Source organism: Micromonospora sp. NPDC050397, assembly GCF_044901685.1.
GTDB lineage: Bacteria > Actinomycetota > Actinomycetes > Mycobacteriales > Micromonosporaceae > Micromonospora_G.
In genome coordinates, this window is record NZ_JBJDPS010000001.1 from 574,394 (window position 1) to 595,623 (window position 21,230).

Annotated in this window: 15 protein-coding genes; 14 read left to right on the forward strand and 1 reads right to left on the reverse strand. The window is 70.9% G+C overall.

The annotated features are described in order from the left end of the window. Positions 1–5: 5 nt before the first annotated feature. The 13 genes from ACI2K4_RS02235 to ACI2K4_RS02295 all read left to right on the forward strand — a co-directional run bounded on the left by ACI2K4_RS02235 (position 6) and on the right by ACI2K4_RS02295 (position 18,237). Positions 6–3,323 (forward strand): MGH1-like glycoside hydrolase domain-containing protein, encoded by a 3,318-nt coding sequence (locus tag ACI2K4_RS02235; RefSeq protein WP_404508063.1) that lies wholly within the window; start codon positions 6–8, stop codon positions 3,321–3,323. A 141-nt stretch (positions 3,324–3,464) separates the two neighbouring features. After that, positions 3,465–3,746, forward strand: coding sequence for a hypothetical protein (locus ACI2K4_RS02240; protein WP_404508064.1), 282 nt, complete (start codon positions 3,465–3,467; stop codon positions 3,744–3,746). Between the two features lie 49 nt (positions 3,747–3,795). Then, a complete protein-coding gene (gene fdh / locus ACI2K4_RS02245; protein WP_404508065.1) occupies positions 3,796–7,050 on the forward strand; it encodes a formate dehydrogenase in 3,255 nt (1,084 codons plus the stop codon). Positions 7,051–7,053: 3 nt separating this feature from the next. Continuing rightward, entirely contained in the window at positions 7,054–8,046 is a 993-nt protein-coding gene (locus tag ACI2K4_RS02250; protein WP_404508066.1) for a 4Fe-4S dicluster domain-containing protein, read from the forward strand. Further along, entirely contained in the window at positions 8,043–9,098 is a 1,056-nt protein-coding gene (gene nrfD / locus ACI2K4_RS02255; protein WP_404508068.1) for an NrfD/PsrC family molybdoenzyme membrane anchor subunit, read from the forward strand. Before ACI2K4_RS02250 ends, nrfD begins: the two co-directional genes overlap by 4 nt. Beyond that, entirely contained in the window at positions 9,095–9,253 is a 159-nt protein-coding gene (locus ACI2K4_RS02260; RefSeq protein WP_404508069.1) for a hypothetical protein, read from the forward strand. Before nrfD ends, ACI2K4_RS02260 begins: the two co-directional genes overlap by 4 nt. 132 nt (positions 9,254–9,385) lie before the next feature. Continuing rightward, a complete protein-coding gene (locus tag ACI2K4_RS02265) occupies positions 9,386–10,618 on the forward strand; it encodes an acyltransferase family protein (protein WP_404508070.1) in 1,233 nt (410 codons plus the stop codon). Positions 10,619–10,731: 113 nt separating this feature from the next. Next, entirely contained in the window at positions 10,732–12,207 is a 1,476-nt protein-coding gene (locus ACI2K4_RS02270) for a M28 family metallopeptidase (protein WP_404508072.1), read from the forward strand. 191 nt (positions 12,208–12,398) lie between these two features. Continuing rightward, positions 12,399–12,593, forward strand: a complete 195-nt coding sequence (locus ACI2K4_RS02275; protein ID WP_404508073.1) for a hypothetical protein — start codon at positions 12,399–12,401, stop codon at positions 12,591–12,593. 11 nt (positions 12,594–12,604) lie between these two features. Further along, positions 12,605–12,835 carry a DUF559 domain-containing protein gene (locus ACI2K4_RS02280; protein ID WP_404508074.1) on the forward strand — a complete coding sequence of 77 codons (231 nt, stop codon included), beginning with the start codon at positions 12,605–12,607 and terminating at the stop codon, positions 12,833–12,835. Between the two features lie 160 nt (positions 12,836–12,995). Continuing rightward, positions 12,996–16,706 (forward strand): M12 family metallo-peptidase, encoded by a 3,711-nt coding sequence (locus ACI2K4_RS02285; RefSeq protein WP_404508075.1) that lies wholly within the window; start codon positions 12,996–12,998, stop codon positions 16,704–16,706. Positions 16,707–16,969: 263 nt separating this feature from the next. Beyond that, positions 16,970–17,761, forward strand: a complete 792-nt coding sequence (locus tag ACI2K4_RS02290) for a hypothetical protein (protein ID WP_404508076.1) — start codon at positions 16,970–16,972, stop codon at positions 17,759–17,761. Continuing rightward, positions 17,758–18,237: a rhodanese-like domain-containing protein gene (locus tag ACI2K4_RS02295; RefSeq protein ID WP_404508078.1), complete on the forward strand. Its 480-nt coding sequence runs from the start codon at positions 17,758–17,760 to the stop codon at positions 18,235–18,237. Before ACI2K4_RS02290 ends, ACI2K4_RS02295 begins: the two co-directional genes overlap by 4 nt. Positions 18,238–18,285: 48 nt before the next feature. Here ACI2K4_RS02295 and ACI2K4_RS02300 read toward each other — a convergent pair whose 3' ends face one another. Further along, positions 18,286–19,347, reverse strand: a complete 1,062-nt coding sequence (locus tag ACI2K4_RS02300; protein ID WP_404508080.1) for a winged helix DNA-binding domain-containing protein — start codon at positions 19,345–19,347, stop codon at positions 18,286–18,288. Between the two features lie 290 nt (positions 19,348–19,637). On the opposite strand from ACI2K4_RS02300, the gene ACI2K4_RS02305 reads away from it, so the two are divergent. Continuing rightward, a complete protein-coding gene (locus ACI2K4_RS02305; RefSeq protein ID WP_404508081.1) occupies positions 19,638–21,206 on the forward strand; it encodes a condensation domain-containing protein in 1,569 nt (522 codons plus the stop codon). The last annotated feature ends 24 nt before the right edge of the window (positions 21,207–21,230 follow it).

Genomic DNA, 21,230 nt, shown 5'->3' on the forward strand with positions numbered 1-21,230 from the left:
TCGAAGTGTCACCCGTCCCCCAACGCCGCCGCGGACCGCTGGCGTACGCGGTCGCGACCATCCTCTCGGCCTCGCTGCTCGCCGTACCCGGCTCGCCCGCCGTCGCGGCCCAGACCATCGGTTATCCCACCTTCTCCGGCCCGACGATCCCGGCCCCGCCGGTCGGCTACAGCACCGGCAACACCATGCAGGCCATCTACAACGCCGAGTCCGGCGGCACGGACTTCTGGATGGACCGGCTGCTCGCCCGTCCCGGCAACGACCCGGCCGGCACCTGGCTGATGACCCGGGGGCGGGGGTTGTTCATGACCACCCACACCCCGTCGGTGATCGGCTTCGGTGGCCAGGTCGCCTACTGGGACAACATCAGCAGCCAGGCCGCCTACTCGGTGGCGATCACGCCGGGCGCCTTCGCCGAGCAGGTCAGCGGCCGGTGGCAGTCGCCCAGCCACTGGAAGGGCGTCTTCACCAGCGGCTCCGTCCGGGTGGAGATGTCGAAGTTCATCACCCACAACAACGTCGCGGTGACCAACCTGACGCTGGTGAACAACGGCTCGGCCAGCACCACCCTGCAACTGCGGGCCACCTCGCCGTACGCGACCAGTGGCAGCGGCAGCGAACTGACCGGCAGTCGGCAGGTGAAGAACAACCTGACCACGATCTACCCCCGGCTGGCCGGCGACGGGTTCACCGTGAGCAGCGGCGGGCTGAACCGGTCGGTGACCCTGGCCGCCGGGCAGAGCGTCAGCACCAAGGTGGTGATGGGCTTTGTCACCAACGAGATCCCCGAGTCGCTGACCGAGTACAACACCTACCGGGGGTACACCCCGGCCACCGCGTTCGCCACCCACGTCCGGGACTACAACCGCTGGTGGGCGGAGAACATCCCGTACATCGACGTGCCGGACCCGGCGATCAAGAAGAACATCTACTACCGCTGGTGGCTGATGCGGTACAACTACCTCGACGTCGACATCCCCGGCCAGGACTACCAGTTCCCGGTCTCGATCGAGGGGGTGACCGGCTACAACAACGCGATCGCGTTGACCCAGCCGATGCACATCGACGACCTGAAGTACCTGCGCAACCCGATCTACTCGTACGGTCCGTGGCTGTCGGTCGGGCAGTCCTCGCGCAACGGCCGGTTCATGGACAACCCCGGCGACCCGGAGAACTGGTCCAACAGCTACACCCAGTACATCGCCGAGGCCGCCTGGCGGTCGTACCAGATCCACGGTGGGCAGCCGGTGATCGCCGGCAACCTGGCCCGCTACGCCGAGGGTGACGTCAAGGGGCAGCTCGCCACCTACGACACCAACAACAACGGCCTGATCGAGTACAACTGGGGCGCGATGACCGGCAACGACGCCGACGCGGTGTCGTTCCACTGGCGGTCCGGCAACCTCGACCGGGCCGAGTCGGCGTACGTCTACAGCGGCGCGATGGCGGCGGTGCAGGCGTACACGCTGCTGGGCAACACGGCGAAGGCGAACGAGATGCAGGCGCTCGCCGACCGGGTCCGCAACGGCGTGGTCAACGTGCTGTGGAACCCGAACCGGCAGCTACTGGAGCACAAGCACGTCTCCACCAACACGCACGTCCCGTGGAAGGAGATCAACAACTACTATCCGTACTCGGTGGGGCTGATGCCGAACACCGCGCAGTACCGCGAGGCGCTGCGGCTCTACGACGACCCGGCCGAGTACCCGATCTTCCCGTTCTTCACCGCGAACCAGCGGGACAAGGCCGCCGCCGCGGCGGCCGGTCAGCCGGGCAGCAACAACTTCTCCACCATCAACTCCACCGTGCAGTTCCGGCTCTACTCCTCGGTGCTGCGCAACTACCCGAACCAGTGGATGTCGGCGGAGGACTACAAGAAGCTGCTCTACTGGAACGCCTGGGCCCAGTACGTCGGCGGCAACACCCAGTGGCCGGACGCGAACGAGTTCTGGGCGGACTGGAACGCCGGCAGCCGTACCATCACCTACCGGTCCTGGATCCACCACAACATCCTCGGCAGCAGCAACTGGACCGTGATCGAGGACGTCGCCGGCCTGCGGCCACGTACCGACGCCCAGGTCGAACTCTCCCCGATCAACATCAACTGGTCGCACTTCGCGGTCAACAACCTGCGCTACCGCAACGCCGACCTCAGCGTCGTCTGGGACGACCCGGCCGACGGGGTGACCCGCTACAGCGGTGTGCCGCAGGGTTACTCGGTCTACCTCAACGGCACCCGGGCCTTCACCGTCGACCGGCTGACCCGGGTGGTCTACAACCCGGCGACCGGTGCGGTCAGTCTGCCGAGCGGCGGCGTGGTGAACTACAGCACCAGCGTCGCCGGGATGCAGGCGCCGCAGCAGGTGAACCAGAACAGCGCCCGGATGGTGGACATGTTCGCCAAGGCCGGCGCCGACCTCACCGCCACCATCCCCAACCTGGCCCAGGGTGCGACCGGGACCGCCTCGTACACCGCCTCCGGCACCTCCACCGGGGCGGCGCTGGACGGCTTCCCGATCAACGAACCGCTCTGGGGCAGCTACGGCTCGCCCAACACCACCGACTGGTACGAGATCAACTTCGGTCAGTCCCGGGCGGTGGACGAGGCCCGGATCCACTTCCGCAACGACCGGGCCACCAACCGGTACCGGGCACCGGCGTCGTACAACGTGCAGTACTGGAACGGCAGCACCTGGGTCAACGCCGCCGGGCAGGTCAAGACGCCCGGCGTGGCCCAGGCCAACTACAACCGGGTCCGGTTCACCCCGGTCTCCACCCAGCGGCTGCGGGTGCAGTTCACCCACGCCTCCGGGTTCAAGACCGGCCTGACCGAGATCAAGGTCTACAACCGGGGCGGAACCAGTCCCGAGCCCGAGCCCGAGCCCGAGCCCGAACCGGGCACCAACCTGGCCGGTACGGCGACGCCGACCGGCTCGTACACCTCGTCCTGGGAGAGTGTCGCGGCGATCAACGACGGCGTCGACCCCTCGTCGTCGAACGACACGGTCAATCCCCGGTGGGGGACCTGGCCGAACACCGGCGAACAGTGGGCGCTGTTGACCTGGCCGTCGAACCAGACGTTGACGTCGGCCCAGGTCTACTTCTTCGACGACAACGGCGGGGTACGAGCGCCCGCCTCCTGGCGGTTGCAGTACTGGAACGGCAGCGCGTACGTCGACGTGCCCGGTGCCAGCGGATACCCGACCGCGATCAACCAGTACAACCAGGTGACCTTCCCCAGCCTCAGCACCAGCCGGCTGCGGGTGGTGCTCCAGAGCGGGGCGGGATCGGTCGGCCTGCTGGAGGTGAAGGCATTCGGCTGATCGGCGTACCCCGGAAGTGACCTGCCCGTTCCCCGGGCGGTGAGATGCCCGCCACCGAGTCCCCACCGGTGGCGGGCATTTCCGCATTCAGGGACCACCGGCGGGGCGAAATGCGAAACTTGTCGGCAAGTGGAGGTGTGCATGGTCAGCAAGCGACAGGTCCTGCGCCTGGTCGACCTCGGTCACGGCTACCCCGAGATCGGCCGGATTCTGGACATCCCGGCGGGTCAGGCGTACCTCGTCGCGACCGGCATCGCGGCCGACGGAGGCGACACCGTCACCCGTCGGCAGCGGGAGCGGCCGGGCATGCTGTCCTCCCACTCGCAGCGGCTGGTGAACCCGCGCGAGGTGAATCCGCCCTACTCGGAGCGGGTGCACGACTGGATCCGTACCAGAGCGCGGCGCGACCACCCGGCGCGGTAGCACCCGCACGGACTGACCGCGCGAGCGCGGGGGAGGAGGGCAGGCAACGATGCGACAACCGATCTCCATCGACTCCTGGCCGGTCTGGCGCCAGTTGACCGGGCCCGACGTCCTCGGCCGGGCGGCGGCGGCCAAGTCGTCCCGGAGCGCGTCCCTGCACGCGCGCACCGCGACCGCCGATCGCGTGGTCAAGTCGATCTGCCCGTACTGCGCCGTCGGCTGCGGCCAGAACGTGTACGTCTCCGACGAGCGGGTGGTGCAGATCGAGGGTGACCCGGACTCCCCGGTCAGCCGGGGCCGGCTCTGCCCCAAAGGGGCCGCGTCCCTCCAGTTGACCACCGAGTCCGGGCGGCTGGACAAGGTCCTCTACCGCCCGCCGTACGCCCGCGAATGGCGTGAGCTCGACCTGGACACCGCGATGGAGATGATCGCCGACCGGGTGATCAGGACCCGGCGCGACACCTGGCAGTGGGAGTACGACGGGCTCCGGGTCAACCGCACCATGGGCATCGCCAGCCTGGGCGGGGCGACCCTGGACAACGAGGAGAACTACCTGATCAAGAAGCTCTTCACCGGGCTCGGCGTGGTGCAGATCGAGAACCAGGCCCGGGTCTGCCACAGCTCGACCGTCATCGGGCTGGGCACCTCGTTCGGCCGGGGCGGCGCGACCACCTTCATGCAGGACCTCCAACACTCCGACTGCATCGTCATCGAGGGGTCGAACTTCGCCGAGGCGCACCCGGTCGGGTTCCAGTGGGTGATGGAGGCCAAGGCACGCGGTGCCACCGTGATCCACGTCGACCCCCGCTTCACCCGGACCAGCGCGCTGGCCGACCTGCACGTGCCGATCCGGGCCGGAGCCGACATCGCCTTCCTCGGCGGCATCATCAACCACGTCCTGACCGAGGAGAAGGACTTCCGGGAGTACGTGCTGGCGTACACCAACGCCTCCACGATCGTGTCCGAGGAGTTCCGTGACACCGAGGACCTGGACGGGCTCTTCTCCGGCTTCGACGCCACCGTGCACCAGTACGGCGAGGAGAGCTGGCAGTACGAGGGCACCCAGAGCGCCACCTCCTCCGGTGACCGCAACCAGTCGTACGAGCGGCGACTCGCCGCCCGGCGCCACAGCCAGGACTCCGGACGGGGCGAGAAGTTCGGCTCCGGCACCGCCGCGCTCGACGGCGACCCACGTCTGGATCCCACCCTGCGCGACCCGCGCTGCGTCTACCAGATCCTCAAGCGGCACTTCTCCCGCTACACCGCGGAGATGGTCGAGCGGATCTGCGGCATCCCGCAGGACGTCTTCGCCCAGGTCTGCCGGCACCTGGTCGAGGCGAGCGGACCGGAACGCACCAGCGCGTTCGTGTACGCGGTCGGCTGGACCCAGCACACCGACGGGTCGCAGTTCATCCGGGCGGCGAGCATCCTGCAACTCCTGCTGGGCAACATCGGCCGCCCCGGGGGCGGGATCCAGGCCCTGCGCGGCCACGCCAGCATCCAGGGCTCGACCGACATCCCGACCCTGTTCAACCTGCTCCCCGGCTACATCCCGATGCCGCACGCGCACCGGCAGGGCAACTTCGAGGACTTCATCGACGGCGACGCCGCCCGCAAGGGCTTCTGGTCCAACCTGCGCGCCTACACGGTGAGCATGCTGAAGGCGTGGTGGGGTGCGGCGGCCCAGCCGGAGAACGACTTCTGCTTCGACCACCTGCCCCGCATCACCGGCAGCCACTCCGCGTACGACACCACGTTCGAGCAGCTCAAGGGGACCTGCAAGGGCTACTTCCTGCTCGGCGAGAACCCGGCGGTCGGCTCGGCGAACACCCGGATGCAGCGGCTCGCCATGGCGAACCTGGACTGGCTCGTGGTCCGGGACTTCAGCCTGATCGAGAGCGCCACCTGGTGGAAGGACGGCCCGGAGATCGAGTCCGGCGAACTGGTCACCGAGCAGATCGGCACCGAGGTCTTCTTCCTGCCGGCCGCCACCCACACCGAGAAGTCCGGCAGTTTCACCAACACCAACCGGATGCTGCAATGGCACCACCAGGCCGTGGAGCCCCACGGCGACCAGCGCAGCGACCTCTGGTTCACCTACCACCTCGGCCGCATCGTCCGGGAGAAGCTCGCCGGGTCGGACGACCCGATGGACCGGCCCATCCTCGACCTGACCTGGGACTACCCCACCGAGGGGGCGACCCGGGAACCGATGGCCGAGGCGGTGCTGGCGGAGATCAACGGCTGGGACGCCGAGGGTCGGCCGCTGTCGGCCTACACCGAGCTGCGCGACGACGGCTCGACCACCTGCGGCGTCTGGATTTACTGCGGGGTCTACGCCGACGGGATCAACCAGTCGGCGCGCCGTAAGCCCGGCGAGGAGATGAACTGGGTCGGCTCGGAGTGGGCCTGGTCCTGGCCGGCGAACCGCCGCCTGCTCTACAACCGGGCCTCCGCCCGCCCGGACGGGCAGCCCTGGAGCGAGCGCAAGCGCCTGGTCTGGTGGGACGAGCAGGCCGGTCACTGGACCGGCTACGACGTACCCGACTTCGAGCTGACCAAGCGGCCGGACTACCAACCGCCCGAGGGCGCCGAAGGGGTGGCGGCGCTGCGCGGCACCGACGCCTTCATCATGCAGGCCGACGGGCTCGGCTGGCTCTACGTGCCCAGCGGGGTGCTCGACGGCCCGCTGCCCACCCACTACGAGCCGCAGGACTCACCGGTGCGCAACCTCCTCTACGGCCAGCAGCGCAACCCGGCCCGGCTGCTGCGTCCGCACCCCGAGAACCGCTACCAGCCGAGCGGTTCCGAGCCCGGCTCGGAGATCTTCCCGTACGTGGTGACCACCTACCGGCTGACCGAACACTTCACCGCCGGCGCGATGAGCCGGAACACCCCGTACCTGGCGGAGTTGCAGCCGGAGTTCTTCTGCGAGATCTCGCCCGAGCTGGCCACCGAGCGCGGTCTCGAGCACACCGGTTGGGCCACCATCGTCACCGCCCGCAACGTCATCGAGGCCCGGGTGCTGGTGACCGCCCGGATGGCGCCGCTGCGGGTCGACGGCCGGGTGATCCACCAGATCGGGCTGCCGTTCCACTGGGGACCGAACGGCTACAGCGCGGGCGACGCCGCCAACGAACTCTCCTCGATCTCGCTCGACCCGAACTCGCACATCCAGGAGGTCAAGGCGTTCAGCGCGGACATCCGGCCGGGGCGGCGGCCCCGGGGGCCGTCCCGACCGGCGATGGTCCGCGACTACCAGCGCCGGGCCGGAATCACCGAACGCACCGGAACGGAAGCGTGAGCGATGATGTTCGACCTACGTGAGGCGGCCAGCGCCGGTACGGACCCGGCGACCGTCGGCGGGTACGGCGAACACCCCGAGCGGGTCGGCTTCTTCACCGACACCAGCGTCTGCATCGGCTGCAAGGCGTGCGAGGTGGCGTGCAAGGAGTGGAACGCCGTACCGGAGGACGGGCTGCTGTTCACCGGCATGTCGTACGACAACACCGTGGGTCTCGACGCCGACTCGTGGCGGCACGTCGCCTTCATCGAGCAGCCCCGCCAACTCGGCCGGCAGGAGACCTACCTGTCCCCGACCGAACTGCCGGACGAGCTCAAGCGGACGGCGGCCGGGCGCACACCGGTCTCGCTCGGTCTGCCGGCGTCGGCCCCGCCCGACGGCGCCGTCGGCAGCGTACGGGAGATGGACTTCCGCTGGCTGATGTCCTCGGACGTGTGCAAACACTGCACCCACGCCGCCTGCCTGGACGTCTGCCCGACCGGCGCCCTGTTCCGCACCGAGTTCGGTACCGTCGTGGTGCAGCAGGACGTCTGCAACGGCTGCGGCTACTGCGTGCCCGCGTGCCCGTACGGGGTGATCGACAAGCGCCCCTCGGACGGCCGGGTCTTCAAGTGCACCCTCTGCTACGACCGGCTCTCGGTCGGCCAGGAGCCGGCCTGTGCCAAGAGCTGCCCCACCGACTCGATCCAGTTCGGTGAGCTGGGGGAGTTGCGGGAGCGGGCGGCCAAACGGGTGCTGGCGCTCCAGTCGTCGGGGGTCACCAGCGCCCGGCTCTACGGCGCCGACCCCGACGACGGGGTCGGCGGCGCCGGCGCCTTCTTCCTGCTGCTCGACGAACCAGAGGTCTACGGCCTGCCGCCGGACCCGGTGGTCACCACCCGGGACCTGCCCGCCATGTGGCGAGCGGTCGGGGTGGCGGCGGCGAGCCTCCTGGTCGGATTGATCGCGGTGGCCGTGCCGATCGGTGGCCGCCGTCGGACGGGGGTACGACGATGAACCGTACGGGGACGCCGGTGGTCGGCGCCACCATGACCGACGTACGCCTCGACGACGCGCCGGACCTGCCGGCCGAGCGGGACGCGCTGATCGGTTCGGCGGGGCGCAAACGCCGACGGCAGCGCGGCGAGCGGCTGATGGTGCCGAGGGCCGACTTCCGCTCGTACTACGGCCGGCCGGTGCTCAAGCCGCCGACCTGGGAGACCTGGGACATCGCCGGCTACCTCTTCCTCGGCGGGCTGGCCGGCGCCTCCTCCACCCTCGCCGCGGCGGCCGAGTTCACCGGGCGGCCACGGCTGGCCCGCGCGCTCAAGGCGGGAGCCGCCACCGCCATCGCCGGATCGCTCTACAACCTCGTACACGACCTGGGACGCCCGGAACGGTTCCTCAACATGCTCCGGATGGTCAAGGTGACCTCACCGATGAGCATCGGTTCCTGGCTGCTCGCCGGTTACGCCCCGATGGCGTTCGTGGCCGCCGGTGCCATGGTCACCGGTCGCTTCACCGCCGTCGGGCGCCTCGCCACGGTCGGCGCCGGGCTGCTCGGGCCGGGCATCGCGACGTACACCGGGGCACTGATCTCGAACACGGCGGTGCCCGCCTGGCACGAGGGTCACCGCGAGATGCCGCTGCTCTTCGCCGGGTCGGCCGCCGCGGCCGCCGGCGGCCTCGGCCTGCTCGTCACCCCACCCGCCGAGACCGGCCCGGCGCGTCGGGCCGCACTGCTCGGCGCGGTCACCGAACTGGCCATGACCCGGCGGCTGGAACAGCGGCTCGGCCCGCTGGCCGAGCCGATGCAGCAGGACGCCGGTGGGGCGCTGATCCGGGCCGGCAAGGCGTTCACCGGCTCCGCCGCGTTGACCCTGGCGTTGGCCGGACGCAACCCGAAGGCGTCGGTGGCGGCGGGCGCCGCGCTGCTCGCCGGCTCCCTCTGCACCAGGTTCGGCATCTTCCTGGCCGGTGTCGCCTCGGCCCGGGACCCGAAGTACACCGTGGCGCCGCAGCGGGAGCGGTTGGCGGCGCGGGCCGAGGTCGGGCAGGCCCAGCAGTGAACGGCCTGCGAAAATACCTGCCACTGGCCGGCATGGTGGCCGCCACCTGCGTCGCCGCGCTGCTCGCCGCCCGTCGCCACCCGGCCGGGTCGGTCGCCTCCGGGCTCGCCACCCCGGCCCGACGGTTCGCCCAGAGGTGGAGCGACCGCGGGTAGCACGAGGCGGTGGTCACCCGCCTTTGCGTGATCCGGCAACTCCCGCGCCGACGGTGGCGGCCGGTCCCGTCCGGCCCGACACTGGTAACCGCCGTGTGGCGCTGGCCAGCGTGGGCGGTCGGTGGAGGCGGGATGACGGCGGAGCGGATCCGAGCGTCCCGGGTGGCGTACCCGGGACGGCGACCCGAGCTGGACGCGATCCGCACGCTGGTGGTGGTCGGGCTGGTCCTCTTCCACTCGGCGCTGGTCTTCGACAGCCGGGACGACTTCTACGTCAAGAACAGCGAGACCACCGACGTCACCATGGTCTTCGCCAGCCTCGGTGTGGTCTGGGCGATGCCGATGCTCTTCCTCGTCGCCGGCCTCGGGACGTGGCACTCGCTGCGCCGCCGGGGGCCGGCGGGCTTCGCGCTGGAACGGGTACGCCGGCTCGGGGTGCCACTGGTCTTCGCCACCGTCACCCTCGTGCCGCTGCCACAGTGGCTGCGCCTACGCGCCGACCCCGACTACCACGAGTCGTACCCGCGCTTCCTGCCGCGCTTCTTCGACGTACGCCTCTCGCCGGCCGACTTCCCGTTTGTGCTCCAGGGCGAACACTTCGAGACCGGTCACCTCTGGTTCGTCGTGCTGCTGCTCACCTTCTCCCTGATCCTGGCACCACTGGCGGCCTGGTTGCCCGCCGCCCGGATGGCACGACTGCGGGACCGGGCAGCCGCGGCGGTACGGCACCGGGGCGTCGTGCTGCTGCCCGCCGTGGCGCTCGCGACGGTGAGCGGGGCGCTGGGCCTGGAGGAGGGCTTCGCCGCCTGGCACCGCTGGGCGTACCTGCTCTTCTTCCTGCTCGGGTTCGTACTCGCCGCCGACGACCGGTTCCGTACCGCGATGCGCCGCGACGCCGTGCCCGCCGCCGTGCTCGGGCTGCTGCTGTTCGCGGTCGGCCTGCCCGGGTTCCTGGTCGCGGGGGAGAGCGGCGACCCGTTCACCGACCACACCGCGCTCGCGGTCGGCGCCCGCGCGCTCTACGGTGCCACCGGTTGGTGTTGGCTGGTCGCGATCCTGGGCCTGATCGACCGCCCCCGGTCCGCCGCGCCGGCGGCTGACACCTCCTCCCGTGGCCGCCGCGCGTACGCCTATCTCGCCGCCGCCGTGCTGCCGCTGTACGTGCTGCACCAGCCGATCGTGGTGGCGGTCGCGTACGGCGTGGTCCGCTGGCGGGCGCCGATCCTGGTCGGGTACACCGCCGTCGTGGTCGCCTCGCTCGTACTCACCGTCGCCGCGTACGAGCTGCTCGTGCGGCGTACCCGGGTGACCCGGTTCCTGTTCGGCATGCGCCCGGACGGGCACTCCGATCCGCCACGATCTTGAAACCGTGGGTTACCGGAAGCTAGATTCTCGGATGTGATCACCGTCATCGATTCGATGGCGGTGCCGTCCGTACCCACGCCGCCGGCCGATCCCGGCACAACCGGAGGTCCTTCATGGACAACAGCGCCGAGAACCCACCCGCGTCTCTCGTTTCCTCCAACTCGGTCGGGCATCCGGCGCCCGGCTCACTGCCCGCCGGCTCGTTCCTGTCCCGGCGCCGCGCGCTGGCGATCGGCCTCGGCGGGGCCGCCGGCCTGGCCATCGCCTCGCCCGCCTGGGCGGTGACCGACCAGCGGCCGGGCGCCAGCCGTCCACCATCGCTGCACCCCAGCGACCGGGTGATCGCCAGCCGGGTCTCCGCCTGGCGGGCCCTGGGACACCTGCGGGTGCTCTCCGAGCGGATCGGCCCCCGGATCGGCGGCACCGCCTCGGAACGCACCGCGGCCAACTACCTGGCCGACGTGCTCGACGACCTCGGCTACCGTACGACGTTGCAACCGTTCGCCGTCGCGGACAAGTTCCTGGCCCAGCTCAGCTCCCGCCCCGGCCTGCCGGACGACCTGAACTGGCAGGTCGGCGCCTCCCCGCACGCCGCGCTCGACACCCGGGTCAGCGGGCGCGTGGTGGACGTGGGAGCGGGCGCCGCGACCGACTATCCCGAGGACGCGGCCGGCAAGGTGGTCCTCGTCGACTACGTCGCGGCGCAGCGCGAGGCCCTGGTCGCCACCGCCCTGGCGAAGGGCGTCGCGGCGGTGGTGTTCCTGCCGGCCGACCTGGTCGAGCCTCGGCGTGCCTCGGCCTTCGCGCCGACCCTGCCCGGCTCGGCCACCTCGCCGGTGCCGATCCCGGTGGTCGGCGTCGCCCAGGCGCAGAAGCACCGGCTGCGGGAACGCCTCGCCGCCCGGCCGTTCACCCTGACCGTCACCACCTCGGCACACCGGGGGCTCACCTCGCACAACGTGCTCGCCGAGCGTGGCCCACGGCGGGGCGGCCGGACCAGCCCGGTGGTCATGGTGAGCGCCCACTACGACACCGTCATCGGTGCGCCGGGCGCCAACGACGACGGCTCGGGCACCGTACTCTGCCTGGAACTCGCGCGGGTGCTGCGTTCCCTGCCGACCGACGCCACCATCCGGTTCGGGCTCTGGGGTTCGGAGGAGCAGGGGCTGATCGGGTCCCGCTACTACGTCGCCCAGTTGCCGCAGGCCGAACGGGACCGGATCGTCGCGGTCTACCAGAACGACATGGTCGCCACGAGTTGGGACCCGGCCACCCGTTACTGGCTGCTCTCCTTCGACGGCCTGGCGAACCGGGCGACCGACGAGGTCGCCGCCGCCGCCACCCGGCTCGGCTACGACCCGCGCATCTCGCCGGTCACCCTGCGCGGCTCCAGCGACCACCAGTCGTTCCAGGAGGTCGGCATCGCCAGCGCCAACTTCTCCTGGCGGGGCGAGGAGTCCCCGGCGCTGCTCGAACCGCCGTACCACAGCCCCGAGGACACCATCGAGAAGAACGTCAGCGCCGAACGCCTCCAGGTCTCCCTCGAACTCATCGGCTGCGCCGCCTACGCCACCGCCCGCACCCCCTAGCAACTGCTCCCACGATCTATGGCTGTTCAACCCTGTGACTCACCGAGAACGACAGGGTCGAACAGCCATGGATCGGGGTGCCATAGCAGGAGGGGGCGGGTGGGGACGGGGTTTCCACAGGGGATGGGGTTGTGCACAGTTCGGTGTGGGGCGGCTTGACCCGGGTCTCGGCCCAGCGGGACGGTGCCACCGTGAACCCTGTTCTCCGTTCGTTGGTCGACCGTGGTGGCGGTCTGGTCACAACGGCCCTGGTGCGCGAGGTCGTTTCCCGTCAGGTGTTCGAGTGGGCGGTCAAGCGCGGGGAACTGCGCCGCATCCTGCCCGAGGTCTACGCCGACGCTCGGATGATCGGCGGCGGCGGCACGGTCAGGTACGCGTCCGGGTAGCCGACCGCACCATGTACCTCGACGTGTACGCCGAGCGCGAGCGGGTCGCCTTCGAACTCGACGGCGCGGCGACCCACGGCGACCCGCGCCAGCGCGAGATCGACCTGCGACGCGACGCCCTGCTGGCGACGGTCGGCATTCTTGTCGTCCGGTTCAGTCACCGTCGACTGTTACACGAGACCACCGAGGTACGTCGGGAAGTCGTCGCCATCCTCGCCGGGCGCGGTCGCCGGTTTCCCTGATCGGGCGGACTCGTTGATTCACGACACAGTCAGCTCTATCCATGGCCGGGCTCCGGCGCCTATCGTCTGACCAACCGCTCAGGTGATCTCCAGGCGGACCTGGGTGTGCAGACGGTTGCCGATCTCGTCGGGCCGGCGCCCGACTCTCAAGGAGACAGAGTTGACGATCCCCTCGTTACCAAAGGCCGGCCAGGACCAGGCGACGACGCCCCGGTCCGGCCTGGTCACGCTGGTGGTGGCCACCCTCGCCGCCGCGCTACTGCCGGTGCTCTCCGTCAGCGCGCCCGCCTCGGCCGCCCCGGAGAAGCCCACCACCGCATGGGCCAGGATCGACGGCAACCTGAACGCCGCCCGGTCGAGCAAGCCGGTCGACATCCAGGCCGACAAGTTCGCCGCGTTCACCCTGGACCGGGCCATGATCGAGTCGGAGCTGGCGCGGGCACCCCGGGAACGGGCCACGTCGACGGCCCGGGTCGCGCCACTCGTGGTGGCACTGCCCGCACCCGACGGTGCCCTGCAACGGTTCGAACTGGTGGACTCGCCCGTGATGGAGGCCGGGCTCGCCGCGAAGCATCCTGAGATCCGGACGTACGTCGGCCGAGGGCTGGACGACAGGTCCGCGACCGTACGCGCCGACCTCACCCCGCTCGGCTTCCACGCCTCGGTCCGCTCCGAGCACGGCGTCTGGTTCGTCGACCCGTACTACCACCTGGACCAGAGCGTCTACGCCAGCTACTACGGCCGCGACCTGGCCAACCCGGACGAGCTGCCGGTCGAGTCGGAGGACGTCGAGACGGCGGCGGACGAGGTGACGACGGAGGCGCAACCGGCCGTGGCCGGCCCGACGGTGACGCTCCGGACCTACCGGCTCGCGCTGGTCACCGACCCGTCGTACGCCACCTTCTTCGGTGCGGAGAACGTCACCGCGGCCAAGGTGACCCTGGTCAACCGGGTGAACCAGGTCTACGAGGACGAGACGGCGATCCGGCTGGTGCTGGTCGACGAGACCGACCGGACCAATCTGAACACCACCGCCCTCGCCACCGAACCGAACGGTCCCTGCGGCGCGGCGGCCTGCTTCACTCCGGCGCAGATCGCCTCCTGCGGCAGCGGCACGCTGAGCCGGAACCAGATCGTGCTCGGCCAGCTCGTCGGCGCCGGCAACTACGACGTCGGGCACATCGGCCTCGGCGTCAACGGCGGCGGCGTGGCCGGTCTCGGCGTGGTCGGCGGCGCCAACAAGGCGCGCGGCTGCACCGGGCTGCCCACCCCGGTCGGCGACTTCTACGCGGTGGACTACGTGGCGCACGAGATCGGCCACCAGTTCGCCGGCAACCACACCTTCAACGGCACCCAGTACAACTGCTCCGGTGGCAACCGCAGCGCCGCGAACTCGTACGAGCCCGGCAGCGGGTCGTCGATCATGGCGTACGCCGGCATCTGCCAGCAGGACAACCTCCAGCCGCACAGCGACCCGTACTGGTCGCAGCGGAGCTACACCGAGATCACCACGTTCGTCGGCTCCACCCGTCCGGCGATCAACGAGGTGCAGACCGCCGCGCTGCGCGGTTTCGACACCGACGGCGACTCCTTCACGATCACCTACGCCGGCCGTGAGTCGGCGCCGATCGTCCGGGGCACCAACTACACCACCGCCGGCCTCAAGGCCGCGATCGAGGCGATCCCGGGCTGGCCGACCGGCGCGACGGTGGGCATCGCCGCCTTCGGCGGCAGCGGCACCCTGGACGACACCGGCTTCCAGGTGACCTTCAACGGTGGTCCGCTGCTCTCGGTCAACGTGGAGCCGCTGAGCATCACCGCCGCCTCCGGCGCGTCCGGCACCGTCGGCGAGACGGTCAAGGGCGGAGCGGTGGACAACGGCGGCTGGCAGGTCGAGCAGACCACGAACCGGTCCCCGGTGGTCACCGCACCCACGTCGTACACCATCCCGGCCCGTACGCCGTTCGCCCTCACCGGCAGCGCGACCGACGCGGACGGTGACACGGTCACGTACCTCTGGGAGCAGAACGACCGGGGCGGCGCCGCCGGCACCGCGCTGGTCAACAACACCAAGACCGCCGGTCCGCTGTTCCGCCAGTTCGGCACCGCCGCCGTGGTGAGCCCGGAGGACACCCTGGAATACCACTCGCCGGGGCTGAACGCGGTGACGACCGACCCGACCCGGATCTTCCCGGACCCGGCCCAGATCGCCGCCGGTAACACCAATGCCAACACCGGCACCTGCCCGGCGGCACCGCCCGCGCCGCCCACGGGAGGCGCGAGCAACGTGCCGGCGTACGTCGTCGACTGCTTCTCGGAGTTCCTCCCCACCGCCGACTGGGTCGGCTTCGACAACTCCCGCACCATGCACTTCCGGCTCACCGCCCGGGACGGGCACCCGGGCGCCGGCGGCATCGGCAGCGCCGACACGGCACTGACCGTCGCCCCGACCGCCGGACCCTTCCTGGTCACCTCGCACCGGGGCAAGGGCATCGTGGGCGCCGGCTCGACCCAGGACGTGACCTGGGACGTGGCCGGCACGGACGCCGCGCCGATCGGTGTCTCCGAGGTGCGGATCTCGCTCTCCACCGACAACGGCGCCACCTTCCCGTACGTGCTCGCGGAGCGGACCGCCAACGACGGCAACGCGACCGTGACCCTGCCGAACGTCGGCACCAGCACCGGGAAGATCAAGGTCGAGGCGGTCGGCAACGTCTTCTTCGACCTCAACGACGGCAGCCTCCTCATCCGGGTCGGCCCGCAGGTCGGCAACGACGCACCCGGAGGTGTCGCGACCGCGCAGTGGACCGATCACGTGTGGCCGCAGGTCTCGGTCTCGGCGAGCGACCCGGACAGCGACGGCGACGCGCTGTCGGGGAACGCGACCGGACTCCCCGCCGGGCTGTTCCTCGTGCCGAAGGAGCCGTCGGCGCCCGGTGTCCGCCCCGGCACCCGGCAGTGGGGCATTCTGGGGAACGTCAGCGCGCCGCTCGGCGACTACCCGGTGACCGTGACGGTCAGCGACGAGACCGGTGGTACCGCGACCACGAGCTTCCTGGTCCGGGTGTTGGCCGAGGACGCCGAGGTCACGTACACCGGGGACACCCTGGCGTACGGACGCGGCGGCGGCGCGACGGCGCTGCTGCGGGCGACCGTCCGGGACAGTTGGGCGGCGGGCGACGGGCTCGATCCCCGACCCGGCGACATCCGTACGGCGACCGTGACCTTCAGCGCCGCCGGTCGGACACTGTGCACCGGAAATCTCGGGCTGCTCACCGAGACCGACACCGCCGTGGCGTCGGCGAGTTGCGAGGCCACCCTCCCGGTCGGGAGTCACCAGGTCACGGTGACGGTCGGGGGCAACTACACCGGCACCGCCTCGGCCCGGGTGGAGATCGCCCGGCCGGAGACCCGGGCGGTGATCGGCGCGGGCACGCTCACGCCGACCCGTTCCGCCGGTGCCTACCCGGTCGACCCCCGGTCGAAGGTCGACTTCACCCTGCTGGTGGCGCAGGCCCGGGTCGGTGCGCCGACCGGGCTGAGCAAGCTCGGGTTCACCTCCGGAGGCCGGCGCTACGAGATCCGTGGCACCGACATCGCCTCGTTCGGCGCGCGTACCGGCGGCGGGGTGGACGTGTTGGAGTGGCGCGGGCGGGCCGGGCTCTTCGACGTCACCGACGCTCGGCGTCCGGTCGCCGTCGCCAGCGACCTGAGCCTGCGGCTCACCGCGACCGACCGGGGGCTGCTCAGCTCGAAGGACGGTCTCGGCGTCACCCTCTTCGACGGTGAGCGGTTGTTGCTCTCCTCGGACTGGTCCGGCACCCGAACCGGCGAGATCAACCTGTCGGGCGGCACGGTCCTGATCCTGTAACCGACGCCGGTCGGGCGCCCGGAGGCAACGGGCGGCGACGTAACCGGGGGTGGCCGGCACTGCCGGCCACCCCCGGTCGCCCGACCGTGGGCCGACCGGGGCGCCGTTGCCCCAGTCAGCCTCGATCCGGTGAACAGTTGATAACACCATCACAACGGTCGAGTGACCGTGAGCTTACCGAGCGAATTTCTCATAATGGCGGGCTACATTCCCGCGATGCGTGATCCACTCAACCTGGTGACTGCCGGTCACCCGAGCCGATCGTGAGGCTCACCGTTCCCGCCGGTCGGCTGCTGCGTCTGCTGCTCCTGGCGGTGGCGGCACTGCACCTGCTCAGCCTCACCGTCAACGTGGTGCACCGGAGCCTGGAGCGGGCGCCGTTCGTCCACTTCGACTGGCTGCACGCCTTTCTCGACATGGACCAGGAACACAACCTGCCGACCTGGTTCTCGTCGACCCTGCTGCTGCTCAGCGCGCTGATCCTGGTCAACATCGGTGTCACCGCCACCCGGTCGGGTGACCGGTTCGCCCGGCACTGGAAAGTGTTGGCGCTGGTCTTCGTCTTCCTCGCGCTGGACGAGGCGACCCAGATTCACGAGGCGGCCAACGTCCTGCGGGACACCTTCGACCTCACCGGGGTGCTCTACCTCTCCTGGATCCTGGTGGCGGCACCACTGGTGCTCCTCTTCGCGCTGGCGTACCTGAGGTTCCTCGGGCACTTGCCGAGACCGGTGCGGCTGCTGGTCCTCGTCGGCGGCACGCTCTACGTCGGCGGTGCGATCGGGATGGAGGTCATCGGCAGTTTGCTCTGGGACAACGGACCCGGGTACGACTCCATGGCGTACGCGCTCAGCGTCGCGGTCGAGGAAATGCTGGAGATGCTCGGCATCGTCGCCTTCATGTACGGGATCTCGACCTATCTGGAGCGTTACCCGTACGCCGACGAAGGTGGAAGACCCGCCGCCCCGCGGCAGCGAAGTGGCCGGATCTTGATGGCAAGTGGCACCAACGCCACTGTTGCGGGCGCCGGCGGTCGCCCACCATCGTCGTCATGACAAACCTGCTCCCCACCACGTCGAACGTCCTGCGTATCCCACTCGCGTCGGCCCCGGAGGCGGTCGCCCACTTCGGCGCGCGACTCGCCTTCGAGACCGATGTCAGCGACGTGCACGCCGATCTGGAGGCGGGTGTGCCCGGCCTGGTGGTGGTGGACACCCGCGACGAGCGGGCCTGGTGGCAGGGGCACCTGCCCGGTGCCGTACACCTGCCCCGGGCCGAGATCGGTGCCCGCGCGGCGCAGGTCGTCCCGGCCGGCGCCGTCGTGGTCACCTACTGCTGGGGACCGGGGTGCAACGGTGCCACCCGGGCCGCGTCGGAGTTCGCCCGACTCGGCTACCCGGTCAAGGAGATGATCGGCGGCTACGAGTACTGGGTCCGGGAGGGCTTGCCGGTACGGACCGCCGCCGGCCTGGCACGCCGTCCGGTCGACGAGCTCACCGCGCCCGCCGCCGGTGTCGCCTGCGGCTGCTGACCACGGTCCACCCGTCCCGGGCGGGCGGATCTACGGCGGCGGGTGGAGCTACGGCCATGCGGCGTGGAGCGTCGGCAGCGAGTCGAGCACCTCGGCCGGGAAGGTCTCGAACGGGGTCGCGACCAGGCTCCGGTTCGCGCCCCGACCGCTCCGGGCCCAGGTGCCGACGACCTGCCCGTCGCTCACCACGGTCGAGCGGAACACCCCGTTCCCGCCCGGGACGATGTGATCCGCGAACTCGGCCGGAAGTACGGCCGTGCGATCCCGGTAGCCGAGGACGAACTCGTCGAACCCGGGCAGCAGGAACACCCCTCCGGCGGCCGACCGGTGGGCGTCGAGCAGGTCCGGGGTGAGCGGGTCCATCAGGTACTCGACACCGTCCACCTCGACCCGGGCGAGTACGGGTCGGGCCAGCGCCAGCCCGGTCCGTACGTCCGCCGCGAGCAGGTTCGCCCAGCGGGTGAAGTCCGCGACCGTGGCGGGACCGTGGCCGCGGAAGTAACGCAGTGCCAGCTCGCCGAGGGCCTCGTCCCGCTCCGGCCGCCGAGGTCGCGGAATCCACTCGTCGACCAGCACGATCATCTGCTCGCCGTCGCGCACCGGTCCGAAGCAGATCGTCGCGGTCTGGGCAAGATGCCAGATCAGGTGGTAACCACGCTGGCCCGTGGTGGCCAGCCCGGCGCCGCCCCACAGCCCGAGCAGATCGTCGCGACACAGCCGGCGACCTCCGGCGAGCGCCTCCACGGTCAACTCCCGGGCCCGTTCGAGGGTGTCCGGTTCGAGTCCGAGCTGGGCCCGACGGCCGGCGGCTCGGGCCAGGGTCCGACTCGCGGTGAGCCCGAGTATCCAGGACAGGTCCTCGGCGGCCAGCAGGTGCAACGTGCCGCGTATCGGCCAGGTCCTGACCACCTCGCCGTGGTCGAGCGCGCTCTCCACCGTCGACCGGGTGCCGGCGGTGGTCCGCAGCGCGACCGAGGCGAGGGCGCCCGGATAGTCCTGCGCCTGGAGCGCGGTGAGCCAACGCACCACCTCGGTCGCGGTGGCCGGGCGCGGCCCGAGAAGACGCTGCGCGACGAGCCGGAGCAGGCCGATCTCTTGGCGGGTCGTCACGGCCGGGCCGGTGGCGCGGCGCCGCGACGCCCGGCGCGCGACCGGTGGGACAGACGCATTGCCCGAGGATGCCAGAGCGGTCCGACAAAAAGCCGGTGCCGGCCGGGCGACAGGACCAGCGCGTCGCCGGGCCACCATCGGGGGGAGGAGGTGGTGCGCCAGCTCCAACGGCGCTTCGGGTCGACGGCGCGGGTAGGGATCGGCCGATCGGGCACAGGAATGCGCTTTCTCGCGGATGTTCGGGGCCCGCCCCGGTGCACGGATACTGGTCGGGTCGAACGGCCCGGTCGATGAGCCGACCGTCGACGGTGGAGCGGAGGCGGGCCGTGGTGATGCGCGAGAGCAGCCTTCCGGCGACGGCGACGGCGACGGCGACGGCGCCCTTGGTCGACGGAGCCAGGACCGGCTGGGCGAGCGCCCACTTCGTCGGTGACCACAGCCCGCCCGCGCCCCTGACGTGGGGGCAGCGCGCACTCTGGATGGCCACCGAGCGGCACGGGCCGGGCTACGTCATGCTCAGCCTGCGTCGGACCCTGTCGGTGCCGCGCCGAGCGTCGGCGGACGCCGCGAGTGTGTTGCGGTCGGTCGGTGCGCTGATCGGTCGACACAGTTCGTTGCGTACGCGAATGCCGGTCGTCGACGGCGAGCGGTGTCAGGTCGTCGCGGACAGCGGTGAACTCCCGGTACTCCTCGTCCACGCGACCGCGAACGCGGATACGACTTACGTGGACCAGGCCGCGAACGACGTGAACGCGAACGACGTGGACGTGAACGCGAACGCGAACGACGTGGCCGAGGCACGGTCGACGGGCGACGACGGTGCGGCGCTCGCCCGGACGGTGGCCGAGCGGCTGGCGCAACGGCAGTTCGACCATGCCCACGAGTGGCCGCAGCGGGTGGCGCTGGTGCTGGTCGCCGGAAAGGTACGGCAGGTGGTGATCGTCTTCAGCCACACCACCGTCGACTTCCAGGCGGTCGAGATCGTGCTCCGCGACCTTCGACTCCTGCTGCTGCGCGGGTCGATCCCGACCCCCGCCGGCCCACAGTCGACCGACATCGCCCGCCGGGAGCAGGACGACGACCAGCGTCGCCGGGGCGAGCGCGCGCTCGACCACTGGGTCGGGAGCTTCGGTCGGCTACCGTCCGACACCCTGCCCCGGCTGGGACCACCGCTGACGCCGAGGTTCCACCGGGCGGTCCTGGCCTCGGTCGCGGCCGACACCGCGATCCGGCTGATCGCCGACCGCCACCGGGTGACCAGTTCGACCGTGCTGGTGGCCGCGACCGCCGTGGTCGCCGCGACCTGGTCCGGCAAGGAGGTGATCGGAATCCACACGATGGCCGGGAACCGGGCCATGGCGGGGTACCGCGACGCCGTCGCCAAGCTCAACCAACTCGGACTGCTGGTGGTGGACCTGGGCGACCGGCCGGACTTCGCCGACCTGCTGACCCGGGTCTGGCAGGACTCGGTCCGGGCCTACCGGCACGCCTACTACGACCCGACCAGGTTGCGGCAGGCGTTCCAGGAGGCCGGCTACCCGTACGCGGTGGGGGTCAACCCGCACGTCTACCTGAACGACATCCGGCTCTCCACCGACACCGACCTGTTCGGCCGGGCCACCGGCGAGGCCGAGGTACGGGCGACGATGGCCGACACGTCGCTGACCTGGACACCCGGGCTCGACGCGTTCACCTGGCGGACCCGGATCGAGGTGATCGACCAGCCCGGGGCGGTGGGATTCGGGCTCACCGCCGACACCGCCCACCTGCCGCCGTACGCGATCGAACGGTTCCTGCGCGACCTCGAACGGCTCCTCGTCGACGCCGCCTTCACCGACGTACGGTGGCCCTGGCGCTAGACACCGCTCCCGGCCCTGGTGGCG

Coding starts and splice junctions, on each gene's coding strand:
- ACI2K4_RS02280 (WP_404508074.1), top strand. CDS start 12,605: ATGTACCTCGACGTGTACGCCGAGCGCGAGCGGGTCGCCTTCGAACTC.
- ACI2K4_RS02265 (WP_404508070.1), top strand. CDS start 9,386: ATGACGGCGGAGCGGATCCGAGCGTCCCGGGTGGCGTACCCGGGACGG.
- ACI2K4_RS02250 (WP_404508066.1), top strand. CDS start 7,054: ATGATGTTCGACCTACGTGAGGCGGCCAGCGCCGGTACGGACCCGGCG.
- fdh (WP_404508065.1), top strand. CDS start 3,796: ATGCGACAACCGATCTCCATCGACTCCTGGCCGGTCTGGCGCCAGTTG.
- ACI2K4_RS02305 (WP_404508081.1), top strand. CDS start 19,638: ATGAGCCGACCGTCGACGGTGGAGCGGAGGCGGGCCGTGGTGATGCGC.
- nrfD (WP_404508068.1), top strand. CDS start 8,043: ATGAACCGTACGGGGACGCCGGTGGTCGGCGCCACCATGACCGACGTA.
- ACI2K4_RS02295 (WP_404508078.1), top strand. CDS start 17,758: ATGACAAACCTGCTCCCCACCACGTCGAACGTCCTGCGTATCCCACTC.
- ACI2K4_RS02240 (WP_404508064.1), top strand. CDS start 3,465: ATGGTCAGCAAGCGACAGGTCCTGCGCCTGGTCGACCTCGGTCACGGC.
- ACI2K4_RS02270 (WP_404508072.1), top strand. CDS start 10,732: ATGGACAACAGCGCCGAGAACCCACCCGCGTCTCTCGTTTCCTCCAAC.